The following is a 13,791-nucleotide window of genomic DNA, read 5'->3' as shown; positions in this document are numbered from 1 at the left end:
TGGTTTAGAATTCAGAAGAGGCTAGACAGGCGAGTGAAAGTACTACAAACAGTAGACGACACTAGCCTGACATAAATTTGACTCTTTATTATCTACGCTATATAAGCTATAGAACTAACTATAAAACCAAGTATTGAAATATTGTCAGCCACATATACATGATTCATTGAGATGGTAGATCCAGTCATGATTAATAAGCTTCCTATGACATTGCTAGCACAAATTGATGATATTGCTGTTTTTCAAACGGCGGCTTTTTTGACTGATGTTGTCAATGATTCTGAGTTAAACACTCAGACAATAGGACAGCAAAATCCGGCAGATTACGGTGATCTAAATTTAGGCTTGCATGTCAATGATGACGCGGCAAAGGTATTGCACAATCGTATGTGTCTACTGTCTGGCATCAATGAAAGCTTTTCAACATCAACATCAGCATCAAAGCAATTTCAATACGTGCCGATTAAACGCTTGCACTGGGTCAGTCAAGTCCATGGTAATAACGTTCACGATGTCGATGCCACCGCGCTCAGTATGACACCCATGGCGGCTGATGCGATGGTTAGTAAGCAACAAGGTATCGGACTGGCCATAATGACGGCTGATTGTGTGCCTATCGTCTTGTACCAACCGGCGACAGGACAGATAGCCGCGATTCATGCAGGCTGGCAAGGCTTGGCTTGCGGCGTTATCAAAACGACAGTAAATAGGTTTGATAACACGATGCCGATTAAAGCTTGGATAGGTGTCTGTATTAGTCAGGCCAATTATGAGGTGAATACAGACGTCCGTGACAAGCTGTTAGCAGGATGCAAAGAGAACCAAGCATTATCAGAGAAACAACTTGATAGTTTCGTAGCACTATTTTCTATACCATCTCACGATGACAAGATTAAGTTGGATCTACCGAAGCTTGCTGCCATGCAATTAGAGGCTGCTGGCATGACAATCATTACTGACTTGCCAGTTGACTGTAGTTATGCTGACAGCCATTATTACTCGTATCGCCGCCAGACACATCTGCAGCAGCCAGCCACGGGACGTATGGCATTAGTGATTGCCCGTAGTGCACAGAGTCGTGATGGCTAGAAAAGTAGTGATAGTAAAATGAGTGTTGTCTGATTAACACAATATGCTTTATATAACAAAAAACAGCAGGTTAATTTTAACCTGCTGTTTTTTTATTTGAGCACTAGTAAGTCTACACATAGTTGATTCAGTTTAAAAGAGAGTCAAGGCAATTGAGTGTAGATGTAACTGTGATACTTCAAGCGATATTAACGCTGTTACTCTTTTATAGAGAATTGACTATATCAACAGACTGAGTCGCTAGACTTTGGCACTGACAAGCCAAATAAAGGACGTAAATATAGTGCTAAGAACGTGCCAGCCATGGCAAGTATGCCCCAGATATAGCCATGTAAGCTAAAAGAGGCGATACCACCAAAATAAGCACCGATATTACAGCCAAATGCTAGACGTGCGCCATAGCCCATCATCAAACCACCAATCACGGACGCCGCAAAGTTACCCTTAGTAATGGTCGTAAATTTGAATAAGCCGCCAGCCGCTGAGGCAATGAAAGCGCCAATGATGATACCGATGTTTAGTACCGTTGTTGAATCAGCAAATATAGACGCATTTAGCGCTGCTGCGTTTGCGCCTTGCCAATAGCCCCAACTCGCGACATCAAACCCAAAAGCGCTCGCAATTTTAGATCCCCATAATGAAAATGCGGACGTGATACCCCAAGGCTGACCACGCGTTGCTAGCGTTAATGCATTCAGTACGCCCAGTACAATCGCGGCTGCAAATAACGGCCAAGAACCACGAAAAATACGTTTCCAACCTTTTTCAGAAGGCACAGGCGCCATTTTAGGGGCTTTGGTTCTTTTTTCAACGACCAAGGTTATCCATGCGATTATAGCAAAAAGTGCCAAAGACACCATCCAAGCACCGCTGTAACCAAGACCTGTAGAGGTAGCCAAAGAAAACGGCTCAAAGCTCGGTAGCTCTTCTGTCCAAAATGGTAGATGGTAAGCGCCAATAGTGGCACCAACGATAAAGAAGATAAAAGTAATGAACATCACTGAACGACCGCCACCGACTGCATAGAGAGTACCAGAGGCGCAGCCGCCACCAAGCTGCATGCCAATACCAAAGACGAATGCACCAACGAAGAGACTGACACCGATTGGCGCGACATAACCTGCGACTGGTCCACCAAAAATAGTTGTACCAAAGGCTAAAATAGGGGCAAACAGTGTCACGGCAATGGCCAGCATCAGCATGTGTGAGCGCATCGCTTGCCCATTACCGACCGACATCAACCGTCTAAATGCAGAGGTAAAACCGAAGCGGGCATGAAAAAGGGTATAGCCTAATAATAAGCCAATGCCAAGCAGTAGTGACTGCGAAATATGTTGCGTATCTAGCAAATAGACCAGCATGAGAAAGCTCACAATGGCGCCGCCTGCTACCAGTATCTTTTGTGGATCATTTAAGCGAAGGCTGTCTCTTACGATTGGATCTCGTACCTCGTTTACGGGTTGAACTCTTAACGTTGTCACAGTAGTGGTCTCCTCTGCTTATAGGTTTGATTACGATTTTTTTATAGCCTTCTTATGATTTTTTTAATTTATTAATAGTATTTATGAGCAACTTAGGAATAAGCGCTACATCATAATCCTATTACGGTAAAAATAGAAACAAGCTGGAAAGAAAAGCTGGAATTAACATATGCGTATATGGAATAAATGAACGTAATTATTAATGATTATTTTTTCTTATTTAATAAGCACATGCTGTAGTACATAACATTCGACAAAGTTGCGATTTACATAAGTGAGTTGATAATTCGCTGAATATTGCTACTCTATGACAGTCTGTTAATAGGTAGTGTGATTATCCTTGCATCTGACGATAGCGTCATTAACGACAGCTATCCGCTACTAACAATATAATTACAGGCTATAATGGCTGTACTTACTTAGACAATTCTAAATATTATTATTTAGCCGTTCATTATTCATCAATTCATTCATTACTAGAGCCCGTATGACTACACCTATATCGTCTGCTTCAACTGTCACTAATCCATCCAATAATCTATCTATTGCGGTTATTTATCATAGTAATTATGGTCATACCAAGCGTGTGGCTGAGGCCATAGTGACAGGTGCCCGTCAGCAGTTGCCAGAATCGCAAGCCAAGGCAGTAGATGTCCATGAAGTGGATTGGGCGTTTTTAGATCAAGCAGATCTACTGGTATTCGGTAGTGCCGTATATATGGGTAGTGTCACCGCTGAATTTAAGACTTTTATGGATGAAACCTCAAAGCGTTGGTATCAGCGTAAGTGGGAGGGGAAGTGGGCAGCAGCTTTTGCTAACTCTGGTGGCCTAAGCGGTGACAAACTCGCGGTGTTACAGCAGATTTCTCTGTATGCCATGCAGCATGGGATGAATTGGATTGGACTACCACTGATGCCAACAGGTCATGAAACCCATGATCTAAATCGTCTGTCCAGCTTTTTGGGTTTAATGACGCAGTCGCTTGACGGCCCACCTGAAGAAACGCCAGGATCTGGAGATATCGACACCGCTATTTGGTTTGGTGATCATCTGGCTAAAACCATTATCAAGCATCAGCCAGCCAATACACAGAGTTAAAGCGACTTTATAGTCTGCTTTTTTTGTGTCTCTCAGTTCTGTTACTGGTCATTCGATTGAGTCAAATTTGATGTGACAGGAATCGGACTATCAACAAACTGGAACGACTGACAACCCGTCAATAGTGTTACTGCTGTAATCAGGCTGGTAAGAATGAGGGACTTCATAGTAGTGTCTCGGTAGGGTTCGAGTATATAAGAATTAAGAATACTTACGTTAAATAAGAATGTTTAGTCCAATGGTTGGTTGATTTTTATATTATCGAGTTATAAGTTTGATTTTTAGCTCATTCTATCATTTGATACCATGCTCCATGCTCCATGCTCCATGCTCCATGGTACAAAAAAAGCGCCCGATAATATTATCGAGTGCTTTTTTAGTTACGGACTTATCAAGCCATAAAATTACTGGAGAATAACCGTTATTTTGGACTGGCTGACCATACTGGCGAGCGAATAGTACCTTGCCCAGACTTGCCAAACGTCTCACCACCGTTTAGTGATTTTATAGTAATAACGCCTGTATTATCTTGTTTTGATGCATACACCACACGCTTACCGTTAGGCGAAAAGCTCGGTGCTTCATCAATGCCCGTATTACCTAAATTAGCCGTTACTGCGCCATTACTATTCATAATAGCGGCTGATGAACCGTTTAAGAAGGCGATCTGTGAACCATCACTACTGAATTGCGGGCTAGTCGCATAACCGCTATTTGACAGCTTAGTGGTACGTCCTGAGCCAAACTCATAACGATAGATTTGCGGCTTATTGAAACCTGCGCGGTCACTGACGAATACAAAAGATTGACCATCAGGCGCGTAGCTTGGCTGTACTTCGCTGCTTGGCCAGTTGGTAAGCTTTTTAGGTTGACCGCCACTGGCACTTATCTCGTAAATATCGGCACTGCCTTCAAAGCTGCTAGAGAATAATATTTTGCTACCATCAGGTGAGAATGATGGACTCAGGTTGCTACCAGAGAAGGGCGTTAATGCAGTTGCACCGCCACCATCAATGTTCTGTACGTAGATGACTTGATACGATTGGTCACGTTGTACAGAGTAAGCAATGCGTTTGCCGTCTGGTGACCAAGCGGGTGAAAAGATAGACCCTTTGACTTCAGCAAGTGTCCTCGCATTCTCACCATCAGCATCCATGATTTTGAGACTTGAGACTTTGTCTTTACCGCTTAACTTCTCTTCAATATAAGCAATACGTCCTGAAAAATCACCTGGCGTCCCAGTAATCAGCTCATATACTTTATCTGCGATGACGTGTCCAGCATAACGCATGCTTTCCTTGTTATCTTTAACCGTTAAGCTTTGTTTGCCTGCCAGTATTCGACCAGATTTCACTTCAATGACTTCATATTCAGTGGTGACTTTACCGCGATTGGTGCTGCTGTTACCAACGACTAGATAAGGAATACCAATACTTTGCCATACTGGTAGTGTGCCCGCTAACTCGCTGCTACTGCGCGGCTGCTGTGGCAAATTTTCGCTGGTCACTTTTAGCTCAGTCTTGCTTAAGTCATTTGAGATAATAGGAGACATAACAGTGTCACCAGCGAAGGGAATAAAAGCGACTTGGTTTTGTTGAATAGGAATATCGTAATCTAGTTCCAGAACGACAGGAGCTGCAAATATACTTGGAGCGACCAGCAAAGTTGAGGCACTCGCAAGTAAAGATGTGAGTAGTTTTTTATGAGTACGCATGAGTAATTGGGGCTCCTGAAAAAATATAGTTATCATTTTTATAAGTAATCAATCATAAAGATACGGAAGTATCTTCAACAGTATGAAATTATTAAGGTAACGTTATCAATAATGTGAGAGATGAGCAACTTATTAGTTACTGCCTTTAAACTGTATATCAAAAGTAGGATATTTGGGATCGCTAGTATCTATTGGGAAGCTATCCGCATCCCAAGCTGCTTGTTTGGCTGCCTCATTGACCTTACTATCAGGTCCTGAAACTGAGACATTGGTCACCTTGCCACTAGCATTTACAGTAATTGTTAGCGTAGCGCGTTGAGTCGCACCTTTCGCTCCTGTCGGCGGATTATAGTTACGTTTGATTAGGTTGATAATTTCACTATTGCTAGCACCACGACTGCCACTTGCTGCTGAACGACTGCTTTCTTTTGCGTTACTTGTTACTGTATCGCCAGATATAGACTCGCCTTTTGCCAAACTATAATTCTGAGGTGCGCTATCAGAATCATTACTTTCGAATTCTACATTGGTGCTTTTATTATCAGGACGTATAATTTTAGGAGCGTTATTTGGCTTATTGCGATACTCTTGAAGCCTTTGTTGATCTTCTATCTGCTCATCTCTCTTGTCTCGCTCAATCACATCGTGCTTTTCTGCCACTGATTCGTCTAATTCTTCTGCCCACTCAGCCATGCGCTGCTCATACTCACGATTCTGTTCAAGCAAGCGTTGATGATGCTCTGCGCTCATCAGTAAGGGTCGGCCAGCAGTATTATCGGGACGGCTATAAGTCGGTACTTGCTGTGAGCTTGATTGGGCACTGTTTTGACTGGCATCGTTACTATCAAACGCATTTTCTTGTGTGACTGCCGTTGCACTGCTATTCGCGCTGGCTGCTTGCGCGGCCGCACGATTGGCTAGTATCTGACCTTGCATATCAGCCAGTTGCTCAGGTGAGACCATGACCGTTTCGATACTACCAGTCATGTCTACTTCAGTGTTTTGATAGTTATAAACGAGTAGGCCAATCACAAGGCCATGTGCGAGTAAACTGAGTAGTGTAGGCAGGGTTAGCCCATTGCCTTCGGGTTGGGTAGGCACATAGACGGCAGGACCATTATGCATAATATTTATACTCATGAACGTGGTTCATTGGGTTGGCTACGATTCTATTGCAAGCTTAATTGGGTGTTGTACTTGTCAATGTGCTTATTACAATGAAGGTGTGGGTAGAGGTGCACCAGTCAATAGACCTACTTTTTGGATACCTGCTTGTTGTAATGTGGCCATTAGCGTCATGATGGCGCCATATTGATTATTTTGGTCGGCATTTATCATCACTTGTACTGGCGACGCTCCGGCATCACTGTTTTGGGTCTGCAAATTAGATAAGGTATTAATCAGTTCAGACTCGCTCACTGGCAAGTCGACATTACTTTCATAACTGATAAAAATCTCTCCACTACCGGTTAAAGAAACAATCACTGGTAGCTGGCTTTGGCTCATGGTGTTGGTTTGCTCTTTTGGCAGATCGACATCAACACCCGTAATCAACATCGGCGCAGTCACCATAAATATGACCAGCAACACCAGCATCACGTCAATGTAAGGAACGACATTCATCTCCGCATTTAGCGCTTTTTTTTCACGGCGATAGGGACTTTGCTTCATGGCTTCATTGTCCTTATGCTTGACTGGTGGTAGATTGCGTTTCTCGGCTGATAGGGTTTGCTGCACTGGTCTCACGTTGGAGCATGCCAGTCATTTCGTCACAGAACAGCGCCCGCGAGTCATATAAGCGGCTGGATTTTGCCGTAAAGTGATTGTAAGCCAGTACAGCAGGAATCGCTGCAAACAGGCCCATGGCAGTGGCGATTAAGGCCTCGGCGATACCAGGTGCAACAGAGGCTAGGGTGGCCTGTTCTGTCTGCGATAATCCTAAAAAGGCATTCATAATACCCCAGACCGTACCAAACAATCCTATATAAGGCGCTACTGATCCAATGCTGGCTAGCGTTGTTAGCCCTGACTCGAGTAGTTGCTGTTGACGTCCTAGCCCGACTCTTAGCTTACGCTCAACACCATCGATAATGTCATCTTTAGGCTGGCGCTTTTTATGCATTCTTAGGTATTCTGAAAACCCAACATAAAAAATCTGCTCCAATCCTTGGCGTTCAGGCGAGCCTTGCACACCTTGATATAGTTTGGCTAAATCTTCACCTGACCAAAACCAAGTTTCAAACTGTTGATCGAAACTTTGAGCTGTACCAAGCCGCGCACTCATACGAAAAATAATGACCCAACTGAATAAAGACGCTAATAATAATAGTGCCATCACAATCTGCACCAATAGACTGGCTTGGGTAATAAGATCAATAATATTTAATGACTCAGGCATGTAATGAACTCACGGATAATTGACAACAGTGGGATGAAAATAATGACATCCTAACCAGATGAACCTCAAAAAACTTACGCGTTACCAGTATTAATGCTTAGCATAGCTACTTTGTCAAAAATCAAAGCCTTGTATAGCAAAAGGCTATTTGATAATAAAAACAATCAGTAAGCAATCGACACAATAGCCCCCTAGTTTACTTCTAAATGAAGCAAAGGTCATTATTAATGTGATAAACCGCCATAAAGGATGATATAGCCAATATCAATTGCTCTAATATTATGACAGAAAGCATAGATTCTATAAGGGCTAACCCTAGGTGAATTTGTCTAGGATGTTGTACGGATAGGTGTATTTGTATAGACATTTGACTGTCATACTCATGTCATGTTGAATTGTATTTTTATACGAATCAGGCATTATCAGCGATTGAGTTTGTAAGATAACTCGTCTAATATGTTACGCTTTGTTGCTACATTATTATTGTTTTAACAGGAATTTTTTTGTTGGAATGATATTTGATTTTGAATATAGTGGTGACTTTTTATTAGCCAGTCGGGGGCGACACTTATGAATGCAATTGAACGCTATTTTGGGATTAATGGTGAAAATACCACGATCAGAACAGAAATCATCGCTGGTATAACCACGTTCTTGACGATGGCTTATATTATCTTTGTTAACCCTAATGTCTTAGCAGACGCAGGTATGGACAAAGGCGCAGTATTTGTTGCGACTTGTCTCGCGGCAGCGGTAGGGTGTTTTATCATGGGTATATATGCCCGACTACCAGTGGCGTTAGCACCAGGAATGGGGCTTAACGCCTTTTTTACCTATGGCGTCGTTTTAGGTATGGGCTACGCTTGGCAGACCGCGCTCGGTGCGGTGTTTTTATCGGGTTGTATCTTTGTACTACTGAGTCTATTTAAGATTCGTGAAGCAATCATTAATGCCATTCCAGCCTCTCTTAAACATGGCGTGGTCGCTGGTATTGGTGCGTTTTTGGCGTTTATTGCGTTACAAAGTGCTGGTATCATCGTCAACCATGAAGCCACGTTGGTCGGTCTGGGTGACATGACCTCGTTTGGTCCTGTCATGGCTTCATTAGGTTTTGTCGTTATTATTGGCTTATCTTATAAAAGAGTTCCAGGTGCGGTCACCATTGGTATTCTGCTTGTTGCTTTGATTAGCTTACTTATGGGCTATACACAGTTTACTGGTATCGTATCAGCACCACCTTCAATTGCACCGACGCTTATGCAACTTGATATTGCTGGCGCGTTCGATGTTGGTATGATCAGTGTGATTTTTGCCTTCTTATTTGTGGATTTGTTTGATACCGCGGGTACGTTGATTGCGACCACTAGCCAAGCAAAGCTGACAGACAAAGATGGTAATATCCCTAATATGGGCAAGGCGCTATTGGCAGATTCAACAGCGACGGTCGCGGGTTCATTGCTTGGTACGTCATCGACAACCAGTTATATCGAAAGTATCTCTGGGATCGCTTCCGGTGGTCGTACAGGATTGATGGCAGTGACTGTTGGTGTACTGTTCTTATTCAGTATCTTTTTCTCTCCATTAGCAGGTATGATTCCAGCGTATGCAACTGCTGGCGCTATCTTTTACGTTGCTGTTCTGATGATGGGTACGTTAAAAGACATCAATTGGAGCGACTTAACAGAAGCGGCACCTGTCGTAGTGGTATTGTTGTTCACACCGCTCACATACTCTATCGCTGATGGTATTGCGCTAGGCTTTATTACCTTTACTGCGGTAAAAGCTATCGCAGGTAAGTTTGCTGATATCAGCATTGCTGTCTGGATTTTAACTATCATACTATTGGTTAAGATTATATTCTTATAGAATACTAGCAACCGTCTCGATTTACTCAGCAGTGTCTGAATGCTGAAGTAGCAAATAAAAACCCCCTTTGTCATTGATTGATAAAGGGGGTTTTTATTTGTTGCTTTAGCGACTTCTAGTAAAGATACAGACAAAGCACTTGTAAGATAGCAGGGTACTAAGCCCATTCATACGGCGACGTAGTACCAGCCCCACATAATGACTTCAGACTAGCGCTAAACAGCCTTGTGCTCTCTTCAAATGGTATCAACTGTAGGTGTTTGATGTCTACTGTGGCAACTTCTGTTTTGGCATTAAAGCTGAGTACTGGTATTACAATCTATCGGCAATAGTAAACAAAAAAACGTAACCAAAGCGTCATAGCTGAAAAATTATATATAAGTTATTGTTATTTAAAGGCTTATTTATTGATAAAAATGAGAAAAATCGTTAGTTTGAATTTTTTTTTCATGATATTATAGCCGAGTTAAGCGCATCACCTCAATCAACGCCGTAGAGGTTTTTCTTACAGTGAATTAGCGTCACCTAAGATGATAGATTTGTGCTTATTAAAGCGACTTATGTCGTTTCGATAAACTGGTATCTGACCATCATACTCCTTTCACTACTGACAAGAAGAAGGCACTAATGCCGCTTAGCTTTTCATTGTTGCCTTTGTATTGTTAACGTAGCCCGTTTAACAGTCGAACGACCTACTTAACCGTCTCCAGCCTATGCTGGATTTTTAGTTTTGTGATGGCGCCGTTTGGTCTTTTGATTATTGCTGTGAGTATCCGTTAATAACCACTATTTATTGAATAGCGGTTGTGAGCAGTTATACAGGACGATCAGACTTCCTAAAGCACCATTTATTATGGTTTTTAAACGATAGTTATGGAGTTATTATGAACCCAGTAGATCAGTTTACCCCGCAAGAGCCTATCTTGTTTGCCGCTGTTGATTTACTCTCACCAGAGTACCTTACCCAGTCAGCAGAAGCGCTACATACACGTATTTCGCCGCTGTATAGTGTGGACGAGGTGCGTTGGTTGTCTGAGTTGTTACCACTTGCCAAACCTAGTGATGAAGAACGTGATGCTGCTGCTGAGCAAACGCGTAAACTGGTTGAGCATGTGCGTAATGATGGCAAAGCTGTCAAAATGGTTGATTCATTGTTGCTTGAATACAGCCTTGATACCCAAGAAGGTATCTTGCTGATGAGCTTGGCAGAAGCCTTGATCCGAGTACCAGACAACTATACAGCTGATGCGCTGATTCATGACAAAATGAGTGTGGCTGATTGGAAAAAGCACATCAAAAATGACAATGGCTTTATGGTCAATGCCTCCACTTGGGGCATGATGATGACGGGTCGCGTCGTGAGCATCGATAGCAGTACGACAGCGTCAGGCTTCTTAGATCGTATGACCAAAAAGATGGGCGAGCCTGTCATTCGTAGTGCAATGCAAAAAGCCATGCGTATTATGGGCCATCAGTTCGTATTGGGCGAGACCATCGAAGACGCCAATAAGAACAGCCAACCATATCGCAATAGAGGTTATACCTATTCATTCGATATGCTAGGTGAGGCGGCCATCACGCACAAAGATGCTGAAAAATACTTCAACGACTATCTGCATGCCATCAGAGCCACGGCCAGTATCAAAGTAAAAGAAGGCATGCCGAAGCCATCCGTATCTATCAAGCTATCAGCACTGCATCCTCGCTACGAAGCCACGCAAGAAACGCAAGTCATGGGACTGCTGCGTCAACGCTGCATGTTGCTCATTGAAGCGGCACGTGAGGTCAATGTTGATCTCAGTATTGATGCTGAAGAAGCGGATCGTCTTGAGATTTCTCTAAAACTGTTTGAGTCTTTGTACCGTGATAACTTGACGGCTGGCTGGGATGGTTTGGGTATCGTTGTACAGGGTTACTCTAAGCGCGCTATCGCAGTCCTCGCTTGGCTGGCTCGTCTCTCAAGTGAAGTAGGCGATCGCATCCCAGTACGCTTGGTAAAAGGCGCTTATTGGGATACAGAGATCAAACTGGCGCAGCAAAAAGGTCTATCAGGTTATCCTGTGTGGACTCGTAAAGAAGGCACGGATACCGCTTATCTTGCTTGCGCGCGTTTCTTATTATCGGATCATTTGCGCGGGCTAATCTGGCCACAGTTTGCGACGCATAATGCTCATACGCTAGCGTCAATCATTACGATGAGTGCGCACAGAGACTTTGAGTTCCAGCGTTTGCATGGCATGGGTGATGCGCTTTATGATCATATTTTAGATGCTTATCAGATTCCAGTACGTATCTATGCACCAGTAGGCGCGCACAAAGACTTGCTACCATACTTGGTACGTCGTTTGCTAGAAAACGGCGCAAACAGCTCGTTTGTCCATCAGTTATTAGACAAGTCTTATCCAATCGATAAGCTGACTGTACATCCATATGACAAGCTGCTGGCCAATGCCACATTGAACAACCCAGATATCCCATTGCCATCGGAAATCTACGGTGAGCGACGTGCGAGCTTTGGTCCTAATATTTTTATTGATTCGCAGTGGGCTCCGTTTACAGCAGCTATCGATAGCTACTTAGATAAGGCTTGGACAGCGACACCTATCATCAATGGCAAAGCCGTTAATGATTACGAAGTAGATGGCACAACGCATCAATTGGATGCTCAGACAGTACATGCACCTTGGAACCATGAAGTTAGCGCTGGTGAAGTCAAATATGCTAACGCTCAATTGGCTCGCCAAGCCATTGATGCTGCTGTTGCCGGTCAAAATGAGTGGCAAAATGTATCAGCTGCGAAGCGTGCTGAGATATTGCGTAAGATTGCAGATTTGTACGAAGAGAACTATGCTGAATTGATGGCATTGTGCCAAGTCGAAGCGGGTAAGACTCTGCAAGATGGTATTGATGAGATCAAAGAAGCCGTTGATTTCTGTCGTTTTTATGCAGACGAAGCTGAGCGTTTAGAGGCGACTGCTTATGAGTTTACTGATTTATCTGGTAAACAAGCACGTCAAGTCTATAAAGCACGTGGTACTTTTGTGTGTATCAGTCCATGGAACTTCCCATTAGCGATCTACACAGGTCAAATCGTGGCGGCACTAGCTGCAGGTAATACGGTAGTGGCCAAACCTGCTGAACAAACCAGTTTGATCGCTCATTTTGGTGCACAATTAATGTATCAAGCGGGTATTCCAGCATCAGCCCTGCAATTCGTCACTGGTGCAGGTGACGTAGGCGGTGCATTGACGGCAGCTGACAACATCGCAGGTGTGATCTTTACTGGTTCTACTCAAACCGCGCAGCGTATCAATCAAAGCCTAAACGACCATGCCCAAACCAGCGGTGAGCTACCAGTATTTATCGCAGAAACTGGTGGTCAGAACGCGATGATCGTTGATTCAACGGCATTGCCAGAGCAGGTCGTTAGAGACGCCGTATTATCAGCGTTTGGTTCAGCGGGTCAACGTTGTTCAGCTTGCCGTATCTTGTGTGTGCAAGAAGAGATGGCAGATGATTTGATTGAGCTACTACAAGGTAACATGGCAGAATTGTCTGTTGGTAATCCTCTTTATGCTGCCACCGATGTGGGCCCAGTGATTGATGCGGATGCCAAGCAAGGTCTAGAGGCACATATCGAGCGTATGGCAGCAGAGCCAACCGCGACGATTTTGGCACAAACGCCAATGAGCTCAACCTCAGTCGTTAGCCAAGATGAGTCTACGTTTGTACTACCAACGGCGATTGAAGTCAAAAGCATCGATGTCATCGGTGGTGAGCATTTTGGCCCAATCTTGCATGTATTGCGTTACCAAGCTCGTGATTTGAACAAGCTGATTGATTCGATTAATGCGACAGGTTTTGGTTTGACTTTGGGTATCCACAGTCGTATCGAGACCACCACTGAGAACATCGAGCGTCGCGCGTTCGTCGGTAATACCTATATCAACCGTAACCAGATTGGTGCCGTGGTCAACGTCCAGCCATTTGGTGGCTGTGGTCTTTCTGGTACTGGTCCTAAAGCGGGTGGTCCACACTATGTTGCGCGTCTGATGCAGCTAGTCTCAGAGCCGGCGACTGATATCGAGGCTAGCAATAGCCAAGCCCAAACCACCACTCAAACAGAACTTGCATAAGGAGTAGC

The 13,791-nt window shown here is 43.8% G+C and carries 9 protein-coding genes; 4 read left to right on the top strand and 5 right to left on the bottom strand.

The genetic code is table 11. The features are described 5' to 3' along the window. Positions 1-186: 186 nt before the first annotated feature. Positions 187-1,089: a polyphenol oxidase family protein gene (locus I6E61_RS09090; protein ID WP_197133510.1), complete on the top strand. Its 903-nt coding sequence runs from the start codon at positions 187-189 to the stop codon at positions 1,087-1,089. Positions 1,090-1,313: 224 nt separating this feature from the next. On the opposite strand, the gene I6E61_RS09085 is transcribed toward I6E61_RS09090, so the two are convergent. Beyond that, on the bottom strand, positions 1,314-2,570 hold the full coding sequence (locus I6E61_RS09085) for a YeeE/YedE family protein (protein ID WP_197133507.1): 1,257 nt from the start codon (positions 2,568-2,570) through the stop codon (positions 1,314-1,316). A 487-nt stretch (positions 2,571-3,057) separates the two neighbouring features. On the opposite strand from I6E61_RS09085, the gene I6E61_RS09080 reads away from it, so the two are divergent. Then, positions 3,058-3,669, top strand: coding sequence for a flavodoxin family protein (locus I6E61_RS09080; RefSeq protein ID WP_197133503.1), 612 nt, complete (start codon positions 3,058-3,060; stop codon positions 3,667-3,669). Positions 3,670-4,090: 421 nt separating this feature from the next. Here the strand turns inward: I6E61_RS09080 and I6E61_RS09075 are convergent, their stop codons facing one another. The 4 genes from I6E61_RS09075 to tolQ all read right to left on the bottom strand — a co-directional run bounded on the left by I6E61_RS09075 (position 4,091) and on the right by tolQ (position 7,781). After that, on the bottom strand, positions 4,091-5,383 hold the full coding sequence (locus tag I6E61_RS09075) for a PD40 domain-containing protein (protein ID WP_197133500.1): 1,293 nt from the start codon (positions 5,381-5,383) through the stop codon (positions 4,091-4,093). 132 nt (positions 5,384-5,515) lie between these two features. Next, on the bottom strand, positions 5,516-6,523 hold the full coding sequence (locus tag I6E61_RS09070; RefSeq protein ID WP_227685749.1) for a cell envelope integrity protein TolA: 1,008 nt from the start codon (positions 6,521-6,523) through the stop codon (positions 5,516-5,518). Between the two features lie 72 nt (positions 6,524-6,595). After that, positions 6,596-7,054 (bottom strand): protein TolR, encoded by a 459-nt coding sequence (gene tolR, locus I6E61_RS09065; RefSeq protein ID WP_197133497.1) that lies wholly within the window; start codon positions 7,052-7,054, stop codon positions 6,596-6,598. 13 nt (positions 7,055-7,067) lie between these two features. Further along, positions 7,068-7,781: a protein TolQ gene (gene tolQ, locus I6E61_RS09060; protein WP_194197500.1), complete on the bottom strand. Its 714-nt coding sequence runs from the start codon at positions 7,779-7,781 to the stop codon at positions 7,068-7,070. 570 nt (positions 7,782-8,351) lie between these two features. Between tolQ and I6E61_RS09055 the strand changes: the two genes are divergently transcribed. Then, on the top strand, positions 8,352-9,647 hold the full coding sequence (locus I6E61_RS09055; protein ID WP_197133494.1) for an NCS2 family permease: 1,296 nt from the start codon (positions 8,352-8,354) through the stop codon (positions 9,645-9,647). Between the two features lie 884 nt (positions 9,648-10,531). Further along, positions 10,532-13,783: a bifunctional proline dehydrogenase/L-glutamate gamma-semialdehyde dehydrogenase PutA gene (gene putA / locus I6E61_RS09050; RefSeq protein ID WP_197133491.1), complete on the top strand. Its 3,252-nt coding sequence runs from the start codon at positions 10,532-10,534 to the stop codon at positions 13,781-13,783. The last annotated feature ends 8 nt before the right edge of the window (positions 13,784-13,791 follow it).

This window comes from Psychrobacter sp. NZS113 (assembly GCF_015864825.1).
Taxonomy (GTDB): Bacteria; Pseudomonadota; Gammaproteobacteria; order Pseudomonadales; family Moraxellaceae; genus Psychrobacter.
Note: the sequence above shows the minus strand (reverse complement) of the source record. Positions and strands in the feature narration are given on the sequence as shown.